Annotated in this window: 14 protein-coding genes; 3 read left to right on the top strand and 11 right to left on the bottom strand. The window is 67.6% G+C overall.

The window, feature by feature from the left end:
• The first annotated feature begins 18 nt into the window (after positions 1-18).
• Positions 19-4,332 (top strand): DEAD/DEAH box helicase, encoded by a 4,314-nt coding sequence (locus RCF34_RS03560; RefSeq protein ID WP_308706930.1) that lies wholly within the window; start codon positions 19-21, stop codon positions 4,330-4,332.
• 37 nt (positions 4,333-4,369) lie between these two features.
• Here the strand turns inward: RCF34_RS03560 and RCF34_RS03555 are convergent, their stop codons facing one another.
• Positions 4,370-5,095: a TorF family putative porin gene (locus RCF34_RS03555; RefSeq protein WP_308706929.1), complete on the bottom strand. Its 726-nt coding sequence runs from the start codon at positions 5,093-5,095 to the stop codon at positions 4,370-4,372.
• A 185-nt stretch (positions 5,096-5,280) separates the two neighbouring features.
• On the bottom strand, positions 5,281-5,514 hold the full coding sequence (locus RCF34_RS03550) for a hypothetical protein (RefSeq protein ID WP_308706928.1): 234 nt from the start codon (positions 5,512-5,514) through the stop codon (positions 5,281-5,283).
• 51 nt (positions 5,515-5,565) lie between these two features.
• On the opposite strand from RCF34_RS03550, the gene RCF34_RS03545 reads away from it, so the two are divergent.
• Positions 5,566-5,697: a hypothetical protein gene (locus tag RCF34_RS03545; protein WP_308706927.1), complete on the top strand. Its 132-nt coding sequence runs from the start codon at positions 5,566-5,568 to the stop codon at positions 5,695-5,697.
• A 70-nt stretch (positions 5,698-5,767) separates the two neighbouring features.
• Here the strand turns inward: RCF34_RS03545 and RCF34_RS03540 are convergent, their stop codons facing one another.
• The 5 genes from RCF34_RS03540 to RCF34_RS03520 form a co-directional block, all read right to left on the bottom strand.
• Positions 5,768-6,532, bottom strand: coding sequence for an ATP-binding cassette domain-containing protein (locus RCF34_RS03540; RefSeq protein WP_308706926.1), 765 nt, complete (start codon positions 6,530-6,532; stop codon positions 5,768-5,770).
• 34 nt (positions 6,533-6,566) lie between these two features.
• A complete protein-coding gene (locus RCF34_RS03535) occupies positions 6,567-7,679 on the bottom strand; it encodes a M14 family metallopeptidase (protein ID WP_308706925.1) in 1,113 nt (370 codons plus the stop codon).
• 37 nt (positions 7,680-7,716) lie between these two features.
• Positions 7,717-8,427, bottom strand: coding sequence for an ABC transporter permease (locus RCF34_RS03530; protein ID WP_007158912.1), 711 nt, complete (start codon positions 8,425-8,427; stop codon positions 7,717-7,719).
• A complete protein-coding gene (locus RCF34_RS03525; RefSeq protein WP_007158911.1) occupies positions 8,424-9,164 on the bottom strand; it encodes an ABC transporter permease in 741 nt (246 codons plus the stop codon). The genes RCF34_RS03530 and RCF34_RS03525 overlap by 4 nt, the downstream gene beginning before the upstream one ends.
• A gap of 102 nt (positions 9,165-9,266) precedes the next feature.
• Positions 9,267-10,046, bottom strand: a complete 780-nt coding sequence (locus RCF34_RS03520; RefSeq protein ID WP_308706924.1) for a transporter substrate-binding domain-containing protein — start codon at positions 10,044-10,046, stop codon at positions 9,267-9,269.
• 476 nt (positions 10,047-10,522) lie between these two features.
• On the opposite strand from RCF34_RS03520, the gene RCF34_RS03515 reads away from it, so the two are divergent.
• Entirely contained in the window at positions 10,523-11,008 is a 486-nt protein-coding gene (locus RCF34_RS03515; protein WP_308706923.1) for a hypothetical protein, read from the top strand.
• Here RCF34_RS03515 and RCF34_RS03510 read toward each other — a convergent pair.
• Genes RCF34_RS03510 through cobA form a run of 4 tightly spaced genes read right to left on the bottom strand, consistent with a single transcriptional unit; the run spans position 10,948 to position 15,599 of the window.
• Positions 10,948-12,051, bottom strand: a complete 1,104-nt coding sequence (locus RCF34_RS03510; RefSeq protein ID WP_308706922.1) for an FUSC family protein — start codon at positions 12,049-12,051, stop codon at positions 10,948-10,950. The genes RCF34_RS03515 and RCF34_RS03510 overlap by 61 nt on opposite strands.
• Positions 12,052-12,054: 3 nt before the next feature.
• Positions 12,055-13,776, bottom strand: coding sequence for an ATP-dependent DNA ligase (locus tag RCF34_RS03505; RefSeq protein ID WP_308706921.1), 1,722 nt, complete (start codon positions 13,774-13,776; stop codon positions 12,055-12,057).
• Positions 13,773-14,792, bottom strand: a complete 1,020-nt coding sequence (locus RCF34_RS03500) for a ligase-associated DNA damage response exonuclease (RefSeq protein ID WP_308706920.1) — start codon at positions 14,790-14,792, stop codon at positions 13,773-13,775. Before RCF34_RS03500 ends, RCF34_RS03505 begins: the two co-directional genes overlap by 4 nt.
• Positions 14,793-14,852: 60 nt before the next feature.
• Complete coding sequence (gene cobA, locus RCF34_RS03495) at positions 14,853-15,599, bottom strand: uroporphyrinogen-III C-methyltransferase (RefSeq protein ID WP_308706919.1); 747 nt, start codon at positions 15,597-15,599, stop codon at positions 14,853-14,855.
• Positions 15,600-15,685: the final 86 nt, after the last annotated feature.

The following is a 15,685-nucleotide window of genomic DNA, read 5'->3' as shown; positions in this document are numbered from 1 at the left end:
CACTCCCATATTGGGCAGATGACCTCGATATCGCCTGCCGCCGCCGTCCTGGCGGACTTTCACGAAGCGCCGCGCAGCTGGTTCACGACGCGCTTTCCCGCGCCGACCGAGGCGCAGCTGCAGGCCTGGCCGGCCATTCGCGCCGGCGCCTCGGTGCTGGTGGCGGCGCCTACCGGTTCGGGCAAGACGCTGACCGCCTTCTTCGCCGTGCTGGATGGCCTGGTGCAGGAAGCGGTGCAGGAGGGCGGCCTGCCCGAGGCCTGCCTCTGGCTCTATGTGTCGCCGCTCAAGGCCCTGTCCAACGACATCCGCCTCAATCTCGAAGAACCCCTGGCCGGCATTGGCGCGGCGCTGGAAGCACGGGCCCTGCCGCCGCTGGCGTTGCGCACGGCGGTGCGCACTGGCGATACCCCGCAGAAGGAGCGGGCCGCCATGCGTCGGCGGCCGCCCCACCTGCTGGTCACCACGCCCGAATCTCTCTATGTGCTGCTGGGTTCGGATTCCGGGCGGCGGATGCTGGCCAGCGTGCGCGGCGTCATCGTCGACGAAATCCATGCCATCGCCGATGACAAGCGCGGCAGTCACCTGACCCTGAGCCTGGCGCGACTGGAGGCCCTCACCGGGCGTTCGCTGCAGCGTATCGGGCTGTCCGCCACCCAGAAGCCCCTGGTCGCCGTGGCCGCCTTTCTGGTCGGGCGCGATGCGCAGGGGCAGGCCCGCCCCTGTACGATGATCGACATCGGCCACCAGCGCGCCCGTGACCTGGCCCTGGAGGTGCCGCCCATCCCCCTGGAGGCAATGCTGTCCACTCAGGCCTGGGAGCTGGTCTACGACCGCCTGGCCGAACTGGCCGAGGCGCACCGCACCACCCTGGTGTTCGTCAACACCCGCCGCCTGGCCGAGCGCATGGCACGACAGCTCTCGGATCGTCTGGGCAATGCCCAGGTGGCCGCCCACCACGGCAGCCTGGCCAGGGAACAGCGACTGGACGCCGAGCAGCGCCTCAAGCGCGGCGAGTTGCGCCTGCTGCTGGCGACCGCTTCCCTGGAACTGGGCATCGACATTGGCGACGTCGACCTGGTCTGTCAGATCGGCTCGCCGGGTTCCATCGCCGCCTTCCTGCAACGGGTCGGACGGGCCAATCACCAGGTCGGCGGCCTGCCCAAGGGACGGCTGTTTCCCACCTCGCGCGACGACCTGGTGGAATGCGTGGCGCTGCTCGACTGCGTGCGTCGCGGTGAGCTGGATACCCTGCATATCCCCGTGGCGCCCCTGGATGTCCTGGCTCAGCAACTGGTGGCCGAGGTCGCCTGCCAGGAGTGGTCGGAAGCGGGGCTGCTGGCCGTGCTGCGCCAGGCCGAGCCCTATGCGGCGCTGAGCGAGGCCGATTACCGGGCCGTGGTGGAGATGCTCAGCCAGGGCTATACGGATCGCCGCGGTCCGCGCGCCGCCTATGTCCATCGGGACGCGGTCAACGGTCTCCTGCGCGGCCGCCGGGGCGGCAAGGCGACCGCCGTGATGAGCGGCGGCACCATTCCGGAGAGCGGCGACTTCAGTGTGCTGCTCGAACCCCAGGGCCATACCGTCGGCAGCGTCAACGAGGATTTCGCCTTCGAAAGCCTGGTGGGCGACGTCTTCCAGCTGGGCAACACCGCCTACCGCATCGTCAAGATCGAAGGCAGCAAGGTGCGGGTGGAGGATGCCAAGGGACAGCCGCCCAACATCCCCTTCTGGCACGGCGAGGCGCCGGGCCGTAGCGATGAGCTGTCGGCGGGCCTGGCGCGGCTGCGCGCGGAACTCGAACCCCTACTGCCCGCAACCGACGAACCTCCGGAACCGGCCATCGCCCGCATTGGTGCGGCCTATGCGCTGGAGGAGGGCGCGGCACGCCAGTTGGTGGACTATCTCGGTCGGGCGCGCCAGGCGCTGGGCGCCTTGCCGACCCAGCAGACCCTGGTCATGGAGCGGTTCTTCGACCAGGCCGGCGGCATGCAGCTGATCATCCATGCGCCCTTCGGCAGCCGTATCAACCGCGCCTGGGGCCTGGCTCTGCGCAAGAGATTCTGCCGCCATTTCAACGTCGAGCTGCAGGCGGCAGCGACCGAGAACGCCCTGATCCTTTCGCTGGCCACCAGCCACAGCTTCGTGCTCGACGAGGTCTGGCGCTACTTGCATCCGGCCACCGCCGAGACTGTGCTGATCCAGGCGCTGCTCGACGCCCCGCTGTTCGCCGTGCGCTGGCGCTGGAACGCCACCACGGCCCTGGCCCTGCCGCGCTTCCGCGCCGGGCGCAAGGTGGCCACCCAGGTGCAGCGCATGCGCAGCGAAGACCTCCTGGCCACGGTCTTTCCCGACCAGGTCGCCTGCCTGGAGAATCTCGCCGGCGAGCGGCAGGTGCCGGATCATCCGCTGGTCCGCCAGACCCTCGACGACTGCCTGCACGAGTCCCTCGACAGCCGCGGCTGGCTGGCCCTGCTGGCGCGTATCACGGGTGGCCGACTGACCCTGCTGACCCGCGACCTGCCCGGCCCCTCACCGCTGGCTGTCGAGGTGCTCACGGCCAAGCCCTATGCCTATCTGGACGATGCTCCCGTCGAAGAGCGGCGGACCCTGGCGGTGCAGAATCGCCGTTTTGGCGGCGCCGATCCGGACGAGCTGGGCGCCCTGGATCCGGCGGCCACCGACCTGGTCCGGGAGGAAGCCTGGCCGCGGCTGGAGAGCGCCGATGACCTGCACGAAGCCCTGCTCGGTGTCGGTTTTCTCACCGAGGCGGAATTGGCACCCCACCAGGCCCAGGCCCGTCAGTTGGTCAAGGCCGGGCGGGCAGGGCGGTTGCGGCTGCCGGAAGCGACCCTCTGGATCGCGGCCGAGCGACTGCCGTTGTTCCAGATGCTGTTTCCAGGCGCCGCCACGGAGCCAGTGCTCAGTCCGCCGCCAGGTTTCGCAGCGCCGGCGGATGCCGGGGCGGCCCTGGTCGAGGTGCTGCGCGCGCGCCTCACCGCGCTGGGTCCGGTAGACCAGGACGAGCTGGCCGACAGCCTCGGGTTGCCGTCGGCGCAGCTCACGCCGGCGCTGCTGGCCCTGCAGGGCGAGGGCTATGTCCTGCAGGGGTGCTTCTCCGCGGCAGGCGGTAGCGTGGAGTGGTGCGAGCGCCACCTGCTGGCGCGGATCCATCGCTACACCCTGGGGCGTCTGCGCAAGGCCATCGAGCCGGTGGCCCTGGCCGATTACCTGAGATTCCTGCTGGAGCACCACCATCTGGCCGGTCCGGCGACCCTGAGAGGTAACGAGGGCCTGGAGCAGGTGATCGGCCTGCTGGAAGGCTTCGAGGTGGCCGCCGCCGGCTGGGAAGGCGAGATCCTGCCCAGTCGCCTCCCGAGTTATCAGTTCACCTACCTCGACGACCTCTGTCGCGCCGGTCGCGTGGCCTGGCTGCGCCTGCCCCAGGCGGGACGCGGGGGCGGCGGACCGGTCAAGGGCTCGCCCATCGTCCTGCTGCCGCGGCGGCACCTGGCCGATTGGACCGGCCTGAGCGAGCCCACCGGCAGCGAGATGCTGTCACCCAAGGCGCAGCGGGTGCTCGAGGTGCTGACGCGCCGCGGTGCCTCTTTCTTCGATGAGCTGCTCGGCGAGGCGCGCCTGCTGCGCAGCGAGCTGGAGACGGCCCTGGGCGAGCTGGTGGGGGCCGGTGCGGTCAACGCCGACAGCTTCGCCGGCCTGCGCGCGCTGCTGTTACCGGCGGCCAAGCGGGGCAGCCGCAGCGGCGCACGCCGTGGGCGCATGGCGCTCTATGGCGGGATGGACGATGCCGGTCGCTGGGTCGCCTTGCGGCCCGCCGCGGCGCCGGTCGGGGCACGGCTGCCGGATGCGCTGCTGGAGCGCCTGGTCGGGCTGCTGCTGCGTCGCTATGGCGTGCTCTGCTGGCAGCTGCTACAGCGCGAAAGCGCCGTCTTGCCGCCCTGGCGTGATCTCGTGCGCGCCTGCCATCGCCTGGAAGCCCGCGGCGAAATCCGCGGCGGGCGCTTCATCGCTGGTCTGTCCGGCGAGCAATTCGCCGATCCGGCGGCCATTGCGCCCCTGCGCGAGTGGCGCCAGCGTCCGGCGGAAGATCTCTGGGTGTGCGTCTCGGCGCTGGATCCGCTCAATCTGGTCGGCACCCTGCTGCCTGGCACCAAGGTGCCCGCCGTGGCCGGCAATCGCCTGCTCTATCGCGACGGGGTGCCGATCGCCACGCGAGTGGGGACCAAGGTCAACTGGCTGGTAGAGCTGGAAGCCGGGGAGCAGGTGCGGGCGCGGCAGGCCCTGCAGCAACTTGGAAGGGAACGGCCCTAGGTCGGTCTTGGACGGAGCCTGGTGCGACAGTAGCGGACTAGAAGAAGGGGTGCGAGGCCTTGAGCATCAGGGCGCTGTCGCAATAGGTGTTGTGGCCCGAATACACCGAGCAGTCGGCGCCTCTCAGGCTAGTGCCGCTGTAGGTCAGGTTGAACAGGGTATTCACCCACTTGCGACTCAAATTCACCGACCAGTCGTTGAAGCTGCGCACCATGCCGCCACTGTCGAGGGTCGAAGGTACGTCCAGCACATAGTTGGTGTACTTGAGCGAGACGCCGGTCTTGATCAGCGGCAGGGTCCCCAGGTCGGCATAGACCGAGGCGTTGTGGCGACCCGGGTCATTGGCGAAGGCCGCGCCCAGGCGTTTGCCGTAGACGGTCATCCCGGAATACAGCTCGCGACTGGGATCGACGTTCTGGATCAGGTTGCTGTAGTTGATCACGCCCAGTTCGTAGCCATAGCCTGGGGCGAAGCGGTGCTTGTAGCCGGCGTAGGTGTCCATCTCCAGCAGCGGCGCTTCCGCGGACGAGGCGTTGTTGGTCGTCCACTGGCCGAAGTACAGACCGCTGTCGTGGGTGAGATCGAAGCCACCGCCCATGCCGGCGGAGTTCGGTGCGACCAGTCCCTGCGCCATGCTGCGTGACGGCGCCGTGCCCATCTTCAGATCGAAGTCCCCCACCTCGCGCTGCAGGCCCCAGCTGGCCGCCATCACCGGACTGGCCAGGAGCCCGAGAACGATGAAGAGAGGTAAGGATCTGGTCATGGGAGCACTCCTGCCGTGCCGGTCACGCGAACTAGAGAAAGGATGTGATGGGGATAACAACAAGCAGGGAAAACATCGAGGTGCGAGCACCCTGATGACATCGTTGTTATTGGCTGAGGAACTGCGGCTAACCCGTTATCGCCCCACGATGATAACCAACGATCGCAGCATATTTTCACCATTCGTCAGTTGATGGGTCGCGAATTGAACTCGATCGCAGTGTCAGGACGGGCAGATTTGATATGGGTTCCGATAACAATCGCCACTCGGCTGCCTGGCCAGGGCGCATCGGTGCTGCCGCTGTCTTTCAGGCGAAAGACACACTTTTTGACAAAGCGCAGCCCTGTTGCGACGAACAACCACATGCCAATGGATTGAATCGACAGGGAAAGACTCAATATCGTGGAGGAGGGCAGCACGCTCTGCCCGCCATGGCTGTCCCTGACTGAGCGCTGGCTCGAGGAGTTTTCATGAACGACCGTATACAAGCTCTGATGCTGGACCTGCTCGCCCGGCTCGGTCTGGTCAAGGCCATCCCGATTCCCAGTCGTGAACGCGAGCGACTGGCTGCCCAGCGTCGTCGCCAGCAGCAGCGCCGCTGAGCGGGCTGGCACGAACCTGAGCGGCTGGCGCCGCCCGGTTCGCATAGGGTCCCCGGCCGGGGACCCAGGCTTACTTGAGATTGCCGCTGAGGAACTGGCGCAAGCGTTCGCTACGCGGACTGACCAGCACTTCACTCGGCGGACCTTCTTCCTCCACCACCCCCTGGTGCAGGAACAGCACCTGAGAAGACACCTCGCGGGCGAACGCCATCTCGTGGGTCACCATGAGCATGGTGCGTCCTTCTTCCGCCAGGGCGCGGATCACCTTGAGCACTTCGCCGACCAGCTCCGGGTCCAGGGCCGAGGTGGGCTCGTCGAACAGCATGATCTCCGGCTCCATCGCCAGCGCACGGGCGATGGCGACCCGTTGCTGCTGACCGCCGGAAAGGAAGGCGGGGTACTGGTCTGCGACCCGGGCGGGCAGGCCAACCTTGTCCAGGTACTTGCGCGCGCGGTCTTCGGCTTCCGCCTTGCCGATACCCAGGGCCTTGCGCGGCGCCAGGGTGATGTTGTCCAGCACGCTCAGGTGGCTCCAGAGATTGAAGTGCTGGAAGACCATGGCCAGGCGGGTGCGCAGATTCTGCAGCTGGGCCGCATCGGCCACCCGCACGGCGCCGCGATCGTCGGCCATGCGAACGGTCTCGCCATCCAGGGTCATGGTCACGGCGTTGGGCTGCTCGAGGAAGTTGATGCAGCGCAGGAAGGTGCTCTTGCCCGAGCCACTGGCGCCGATCAGGCTGACCACATCGCCGGTCTTGGCCTTGAGCGAGACGCCCTTGAGCACTTCGTGGTCGCCGTAACGCTTGTGCAGGCCTTCGACGGTCAGTTTGTACATGGATAGGGATTCCACAGCAGAAAAAGGGTAGGGATCACGGCGAGAGCAGGTAGCCGCTGCGATAGGCCTCGGTGCCCGCCACATGGGCGATCACCATGCCGGCCGTGGCCATGCGGCGATTGGAGCGCGCATAGAGGATGCCGGTGACCGCGCTGCGCACCTCCTCGACACGATCGCTGATGGGGTCCACGACCTGCGCCAGTACCTGGCCGACCGCGATGCGCTCGCCCACCTGGGCCTTGAGCACCAGCACGCCACCCTGGGTGGTCGCCACCGGCTCCACGGCGGCCAGGGGCGTGGCGGGTTGCAGCAGGGGCGGCAGCGAGGCGGCGGCGCCGCTCAGGAAGCCCTGATGGCGCAGGTAGTTGACGATGGCCTCGGCATCCGCCGCGGCGAGTTCGTCACGCACGTCCAGCTGGCCGCGCAGCTCCAGGGTCACCGACAGGCTGCCCAGCGGCAGGCGTTCGCCAAAGCGCTGGTTGAGATTCCACCAGAGCAGGGTGAAGCATTCGTCGAAGGACTGACCGCCCGAATCGGTGGCGAGCAGGCTGGCTTCGGAACCGAAGTAGCGCGCCAGGGGCTCCACCTGGGGCCAGGCTTCCGGCGTGGTGTAGAGATGCGCCACGGCGTCGAAATCGCAGTGCAGGTCGAGCACCACCTCGGCGTCACAGGCCAGGCGCTGCAGGGTCAGACGCTGACTGTCGAGCTGGGTGGTGGCGGCTTCCGCGGCCAGGGCCTCGCGGAACGCCACTCGTACCAGGGCCTGGTTGGCAGCCACGTCCTCGCCGAGGCGCTCGGCGACGGCGGTCTCCACCTGGGCGGTCATGTCGCGGAAGCGCCGATTGAAGTTCTGCCCCGTCTCCAGCTCGTAGCGGCCGAGGTGGACGTCGGCGACCTGCTGATCCTGGCCGATGGGGTTGGCCACCGGCACCAGGACCACCTCCGCCAGCAGCTCGCCGGCGGCTTCCAGCGCCCTGAGGCGCTGCTTGAGGTGCCAGGCGGTGAGCATGCCGGGCAATTCGTCGGCATGCAGCGAGGCCTGGATATAGACCTTGCGACCGCTGTCCGCGGGGCCGAAGTGGAAACTGTGGATGCAGCGCTCGGTGCCCGGGACCGGGGCGACCAGCGGATGGGTGAGATGGCGCATGACTACTCCGGGGCCGCGCCGGGCGCGGCCGCTTGGGTCAGTGGGTCGGGCCGAGGAAGGCCAGCCAGCGGCGCTCCGCCAGGCGGAACAGGCCGATCAGGATGAAGGACACCGCCAGGTACAGCAACGCGGCCAGGCCGAAGGCCTGGAAGGTCAGGAAGGTGGCGGTGTTGGCATCGCGGGCGATCTTGAGCAGATCCGGCACCGTGGCGGTGAAGGCCAGGGTGGTGGAGTGCAGCATCATGATGACTTCGTTGCTGTAGAAAGGCAGCGAACGCCGCAGCGCCGAGGGCAGGATCACATGCACGTACAGGCGCCAGCCGTCCAGGCCGTAGGCCTTGGCCGCTTCGACCTCGCCGTGGGGGGTGTTGCGGATGGCCCCGGCGAAGATCTCGGTGGTGTAGGCGCAGGTATTCAGGGCGAAGGCCAGGATGGTGCAGTTCAGGCCGTCGCGGAAGAAGCTGCCCAGCATCGGCTGGTCACGCACGAAGCCCAGGCTGTAGATGCCGGTGTAGCAGATCAGCAACTGTAGATAGAGCGGGGTGCCGCGGAAGACGTAGGTGTAGAAGCCGATCGGCCAGCGCAGCCAGCGGCGCTCCGAGACCCGGGCCACCGACAGCGGCACCGAGACGATGAAGCCGATCACCACCGAGGCCACCAGCAGCCAGAGGGTCATGGCCAGGCCGGTGATGTGGTAGCCATCGGTCCACAGCAGCGGTTTCCAGTATTGCTGCAGGAGTTCGATCATCGCTTGGCCTCCCGCACGCCGACGTGATAGCGCCGTTCCAGCGCCCCGAGGATGGCGTTGGTCACGGCGGTGATGAGCAGGTAGATGACGCCGGCGACGATCAGGAAGTAGAACAGCTTGAAGGTGCCCTTGCCGGCTTCCTGGGAGGCGCGGACCAGATCGGCCAGGCCGATGATGGAGACCAGCGCGGTGGCCTTGAGCAGCACCTGCCAGTTGTTGCCGATGCCGGGCAGGGCGAATCTCATCATCTGCGGGAAGGTGATCAGGGTGAAGGTCTGCCAGCGGGTCAGACCGTAGGCCAGGGCGGCTTCGCCCTGACCGCGCGGCACGGCGAGGATGGCGCCGCGAAAGGTCTCGGTGAAGTAGGCGCCGTAGATGAAGCCGAGGGTGGCGATGCCGGCGGCCATGGGATCGATGTCGATGTAATCCCAGCCCATGTAGTCGGTGAGGGCGCCCAGCCAGTTCTGCAGGCTGTAGAAGATCAGCAGCATCAGCACCAGATCGGGCACGCCGCGGATCAGGGTGGTGTAGCTCTGGGCAATGAAGCGCAGGGGCGCGAGGCGCGACAGCTTGGCCGAAGCGCCGAGCAGACCGAGGATGACCGCCACGATCAGCGCGAAGCCGGCGAGCTTGAGGGTCGTCAGGGTGCCTTCCAGGATCAGCGGGCCGTAGCCATGCAGGCTGAGCGTGCCCAGTCCGATGGACTGCAAGAAGGAGTCGAAGGAATTCTGCTGCATGCGTCTTGGGGGAATCGCCTGGTGAGGCCGCCGGCGCGGTGGGCGCCGGCGGTCATACGTAAAACGCCCCCGGTGGCACCGGGGGCGTCTGCCGAACCGACCTTACTTGGGATCGTAGAGGTTCAGGTCGCCGAAGTACTTCTTCTGGATCTTGTCGTAGGTGCCGTCGGCGTGGATGGCCGCGATACCCTTGTTGACGAAGGTCTTGAACTCGTCGTTGCCCTTGCGGATACCGACAGCGGTATCGGCCGGCAGCAACTCGTCGTGGATGGCGGTGTTGGTGTAGCCCTTGCCCTGGGGCGACTTCATGAAGCCACCTTCGGCCTGCAGCATGTCCTGCATGGCGACGTCGATCCGGCCGGACACCAGGTCGGCATAGACCTGATCCTGATTCTGGTAGCTCTGGACGTTGACGCCATTGGGCGCCAGCTTCTGCTTGGCGAAGGTTTCCTGGATGGTGCCCTGCTGCACGCCCACGGTCTTGCCCTTCAGGCTTTCCGCGGTGGCCTGCAGGTTGGCGCCTTCCTTGGTGACCATGGAGGAGGGGCCCGACCACAGCAGGTCGGAGAAGTCGATCTGCTCGGCACGCGCCGGGGTCTTGGTCAGCGAGGACAGGATGCCGTCGAACTTGCGCGCGCGCAGGCCAGGAATCAGGCCGTCGAAGTCACTCACCACCCACTTGCACTTCACGTCCAGCTTTTCGCAGATGGCGTTGCCCAGCTCGATGTCGAAGCCGACGAAGCTGCCATCGGCGGCCTGGGATTCGAAGGGCGGATAGGTGGTATCCACACCGAAGCGGATCTCTTTCCATTCCTTGGCCATCGCCGAACCGGCGGCCAGACACAGGGCGAGCGCAGAGAGAGTCAGCCAGCTTTTTTTCATGTCGGATCCTAGTGCGAATGTGGATGAAATCATGGCGCCAGTACGACGCCCGTGCCCTCGCGGGAGCAATAAGCTTACCAGTCGGCGAAGATCGTCCCAAATCTGTACGCGGTTGCCGCGTTGGTTACATCCTGTAGCAGCCTACCGCGCCACGCGGCGCGCATTATGCACCGGAAAAGCGCGGCTTTCCTGCCCGGGGGCGGACGAATGCACTGCTTTGAGTCTAAAAAGACACGCATGCGCCAAGGGTGGGCAGAAAGGTAGCAGAAGGCCTGATTCGATAAGGCATCGTATCTGTGCGGTAGCAGTGTCAAGGTGCAGCTGTGTGCAAAGGAAACGGGAGCGAGCCAGATGAGCTGTCGGGACAAGGCTACGACCTCCAGCTGGCTGAGAGCGGCCAATGTCCATCGACGCCGCTGCGTCTCCCAGGCAGGGATGACAGGCTTGCACAGCTTTCCAAGACGTTGGGTTAGCCGATGACGCAAAGCCTGGGCCGGTTGCTGGCGCTGATCGCCCTGGCCGCGTTCTATGGGGCGCTGCATGACCAACTCAGCTATGGCATCGGTCCGGACTACTTCAGCTGCCTGAAATTTCCGCAATTCGGTCTGCTCGACGCCAGCGTGGCGCCACGCTGGCGGGCGGCTCGGGTAGGGCTGCAGGCTGGCGCAGTAGCAGGGCTGCCCTTGGGCCTGGCGCTGCTCTGGCTGGGCCGCGGGCAGCCGGCCCCTGACCGCTATCTTTGGCGCGGCAGCGCTGCCGTCCTGCTTGGGGCCCTAGGCCTGGCCCTGCTGGGCCTGGGCCTGGGCTGGTTCGCTCTGGAACTGGGTAGCGTGCAACGGGTACCGGTCTGCGTCCACGACAGCCGTGGCTTCCTGCTGGCGGCCTGGATGCACGCTGGCAGCTACCTGGGCGCCTTGCTGGGTTTGCTGGTGTTCGCCTGGCGCAACCGGCGTCGCCGCTGAAGTCGGGCGAGGCTCCGTTCGACGCCGGCTTCCAGCGCCAGGAAGAGCAGAGCGACCGCACCGCCGAGCAGGGTGCTACCGATCCGTTCGCGGGCGATGCTCGCTTCTGGAGCACCGGCCAGGGCGACCATCAGCACCGTGGTGCCGGTGATGAACAGCGTCTGCAGCGAATAACGACCGTCCTGCAGCAGATAGGCACCCGCCGCGCACAGCAGGCAGGCGATGGCCAGGACGGCGGGCGTATCGTCGAGCCAGACCACCGCGCCTGCCAGCAGGCAGCCGGCCAAGGTGCCGCCCAACCGACCCAGGCCGCGCCGCCAGGTGTCGCCCAGTCGCGGCGTCAGCACCAGCAGGGCGGTCATGGGCGCCCAGTAGCCGTGGCCGTAAGCGAGCAGGCCGGTCAGGGTCTGGCAGAGGGCGACCACGGCGGCCGCATAGAAGCCGTAGCGCCCGAGGCGAAACCTGTCCGCGAACAGCACCACGACCTCCCAGAGATGAGCCTTCAAGGAGCCGGTACGCAGCCGCCACTGGGAGCGATAGAGGGCCTTTTGCACGAGGGCGAAAAGCAGCAGTTGCAGCAGCCCACCGCCGAGCACGAGGCCACCTCGCGACAGGGCCTGCTGCAGATCGCCGGGAAAGCCGCCCGCCACCAGCAGGGCTACCGTCCACTGCTGGGTGATCCACCAGGGGCCGTTGCCGACGGCGAACAGCCAGGCGCAGCAGGCCGCCCACAGCGCGCCGGCTAGGACCAGGGCGGGCAACTGATGACCCAGCAGGGAGCCGACCACGGCGGAAAAGGCCATACCCAGAGCGGCCACCAGCATGGGGGCCAGCGGCTCGGCGGCAAAGCTCTTGTAGGCGCCGAAGCCGACGGTATAGGCGCCACCCAGGGCCACTACGCAAGGCAGCCAGGCCCCGGTCCACCAGCCGCCGAGCAGGAGCGCGGCCAATGCCGGCAGGCAGGCGAGGGCCAGGGCCCAGCGGGGTTCCCGCGGCGCGCCTATGGCGCCGTCGGCTACCGGCGGCGGTGCCTGGCCAGCCATCCGCTAGTCCAGCAGATGCTGCAGGATGTCGAGGGTGTCGGCTTCGGCCACCGGCTTGTCGTGGCGCCAGCGCAGCATCCGCGGAAAGCGTACCGCGACGCCGCTCTTGTGGCGCTTGGACAGGGCAATGCCTTCGAAACCCAGTTCGAACACCAAGGTCGGCTCGACGCTGCGCACCGGGCCGAACTTCTCCACCGTGGTACGCCGGACGATGGCGTCCACCTTGCGCATCTCTTCGTCGGTAAGGCCGGAGTAGGCCTTGGCGAAGGGCACCAGGGTGCGTTCGCTACTCTCCGGCGGACCGTCCCAGACGGCGAAGGTGTAGTCCGAATAGAGACTGGCGCGCCGCCCATGGCCGCGCTGGGCATAGATGAGTACCGCATCCACCGAGAAGGGATCGACCTTCCATTTCCACCAGGTGCCCATGTCCTTGGTGCGACCGACGCCATACAGCGAATCCTTAGCCTTGAGCATCATGCCTTCGACGCCCAGGGTGCGGGAAGCCTCGCGCTGGCGGGCGAGGTCCTGCCAGTCGTTGCCGTGCAACAGCGGCGAGGGGCGCAGCAGCGGGCTGGCGCAGCGCGCCACCACCCGCTCCAGTTCGGCGCGGCGCTGGCGTTGAGGCTGGCTGCGCAGGTCATGGCCCTGCCATTCCAGCAGGTCGTAGGCGAGCAGGATGACCGGTACGTCTTCGAGGATCTTCTTGCCCAGGGTCTTGCGGCCGATGCGTTGCTGCAAGAGGGCGAAGGGCTGCACGCCAAAGGGAATGGGCGCGGCCGGATCGCGGCCGTCCTGCTGCTCGCTGACCTCCTCGCTGCTGAGCAGGGCGTCGGGCGCGGCGTCTTCCTTCCAGACCACGATCTCGCCGTCGATGACGGTGCCATCGGGCAGTAGATCCGCGAGGGGATGCAGTTCGGGAAAGCGGTCCGTGACCAGGTCTTCGCCCCGCGACCAGACCCATAGGCGGCCGTCGCGCTTGACGAGTTGGGCGCGGATGCCATCCCATTTCCATTCCACCTGCCAATCCTCGGCCGGACCCAGTTGCGCCTCGAATTGCGCCACCGGCAGTTGCAGGGCGTGGGCGAGAAAGAAGGGATAGGGCTGGCCGCCGCGCTGGGCATGCTCGTCCGGGCTTTCCGGGGCGATCAGGCGGGCATAGCCCTCGGCGGTGGGGCGGTGCGAGAGGTCGGTATAGCCCACCAGGCGCTGGGCGACGCGCTTGGGGTCCAGGTCCGCCAGGGTAGCCAGGGCGCGGGTCACCAGCAGCTTGGAGACACCGACGCGGAATTCGCCGGTGATCAGCTTGATGCAGACCATCAGGCTCTGGCGATCCAGCTGGCCCCAGAGCGGCGGCAGGCGCTCGGCCAGTTCTTCCGCTGGCAGGCCGCGCAGGGGCAGCAGGTACTCTTCCAGCCAGAAGGCCAGGCCCTCGGCATTGGCGGCATTGGCGCTGGGAATCAGCAGTGCCATGGTCTCGGCCAGGTCGCCCACCGCTTGGTAGCTCTCTTCGAACAGCCACTCGGGCAGGCCGGAGAGCGCCATGGTCAGCTCACGCAGCTGCCGGGTCGGTACCAGCCGGCGGGGCCGGCCGCCGGCGAGGAAATACACCGCCCAGGCGGCATCGGCGGCCGGGGCGTTACCGAAATAGTCCACCAGGGCGGCCAGCTTGGCATTGCTGGAGGTGGTGGCGTCGAGACGGCCATAGAGTTCGGCGAAGGCCTTCATGCCTGGACCTCCGCGGCGACAGGGGTATCGTCTTCCTCACCGTACTCGGTGGTGAAGCCTTGGGCGTCCAGGCCCTGGTCCCGCAGATAGCGCACCAGGGTGGCGACCGAGCCATGGGTGACCATCACCCGCTCGGCGCCGGTCTGCTCGATGGACCACAGCAGGCCCGGCCAGTCGGCGTGGTCGGAGAGGACGAAGCCGCGATCCACCCCCCGCCGGCGCCGGGTGCCACGCAGCATCATCCAGCCGCTGGCGAAGGCGTCGCTGTACTCGCCGAAGCGGCGGATCCAGGTACTGCCCCCGGCCGAGGGCGGGGCGATGATCAGCGCCTGACGCAGCAGCGGATCGCTCTTCTTGAAGTCCCCGGCGTAGTGGGTCTCGGGAATGCGGATGCCGGCCTCGCGATAGACCCGGTTGAGCGGCTCCACCGCACCATGGGCGAGGATGGGACCGATCTCGGGATCGAGGCCATGCAGCAAGCGTTGCGCCTTGCCGAAGGCATAGCTGTAGAGGACGCTGGCCAGCCCCTGGGCCTGGTTGGCGCGCCACCAGGCGTTGACCTCGGCGAAGATCTCCGCCTGGGGCCGCCAGCGATAGATCGGCAGGCCAAAGGTGGATTCGGTGATGAAGGTATGGCAGCGCACCGGCTCGAAGGGGGTGCAGGTGCCATCGGGTTCGACCTTGTAGTCGCCCGAGGCCACCCAGACCTCGCCGCGGTATTCCAGGCGCACCTGGGCCGAGCCCAGCACATGGCCGGCCGGGTGGAAGCTCAGCTTGACCCCGTGGTGGTCGATGACCTCACCGTACTCCAGGGTCTGCAGGTTGATGTCGGCACCCAGGCGCGCGCGCAGGATGCCGGCGCTGCCGGAGGTGGCAAGATAGTGGCCGTTACCCACCCGGGCATGGTCGCCGTGGCCGTGGGTGATGACCGAACGCTCCACCGGATGCCAGGGATCGATGTAGAAGTCGCCGGGCGGGCAATAGAGGCCGTCCGGTCGGGCAATGACGAGGTCCATGGGCGCCGCTCTGCTGGGGAATACCCATAGGAACGGCGGCTGGGCGCCGGAGTTCGCCGCTCAGGCCTGGGCGGCGAAGCTCAGGGCCTGTTGCAGGGCGGCCTGGCCGACCACCTCGCCGATCACCAGGATCGCCGGACTGCGCAGCTGGAAGAGGGCGGCGTCCACCTGCAGGTCCTGCAGGGTCGAGCGACACTCGCGCTGGTCGGGAAGGGAGGCGTTCTCGATCATGGCCACAGGGGTGGTCAGTGCCAGACCACCCTCCAAAAGGCCCTGCTGGATCTCGGCCAGGCGGGCCACGCCCATGTAGACCACCAGGGTGGTGCCGGTAGCCGCCAGGGCCGGCCAATTGGGTGCGCTGTCGTCCTGGGTGTGAGCGGTGACCAGGGTCACGCCACGGGCCACGCCTCTCAGGGTCAGGGAGATGCCGCAGGCGGTGGCGCCGGCCAGGCCGGCGGTGATGCCGTTGACGATCTCGCTGGCGACGCCACGGGCGGCCAGCCATTCGGCTTCCTCGCCGGCACGACCGAAGATGCAGGGATCGCCGCCCTTGAGCCGGGCCACGCAGCGGCCCTGGCGAGCATAGCGCAGCATCAGTCGGTGGATGAAGGCCTGGGGCGTGGAGCGGCAGCCGCCGCGCTTGCCGACGCGGATCACCCGGGCGGCCGGGCAGTGTTCGAGCACCTCCGGATTGACCAGGTCATCGATCATCACCACCTCGGCCTCGCCGAGGGCGCGCACCGCCTTGAGGGTCAGCAACTCGGGATCGCCCGGGCCGGCGCCGATCAACCAGACTTTCCCGCTCATGTAGTGACCTCTCTTAGTCAGGTGGCGACTGTAACGCAAAAAAAAGGCGTCCCGCTGCAAGCAGCTGGGACGCCTTTGTCCGGAGG

The sequence above is a fragment of the Pseudomonas sp. 102515 genome (genome assembly GCF_031085165.1).
In the GTDB taxonomy this organism is placed as follows: Bacteria; Pseudomonadota; Gammaproteobacteria; order Pseudomonadales; family Pseudomonadaceae; genus Chryseomonas.
The sequence above is the reverse complement of the archived record's forward strand: the minus strand, read 5'-3'. Positions and strand labels throughout refer to the sequence as shown.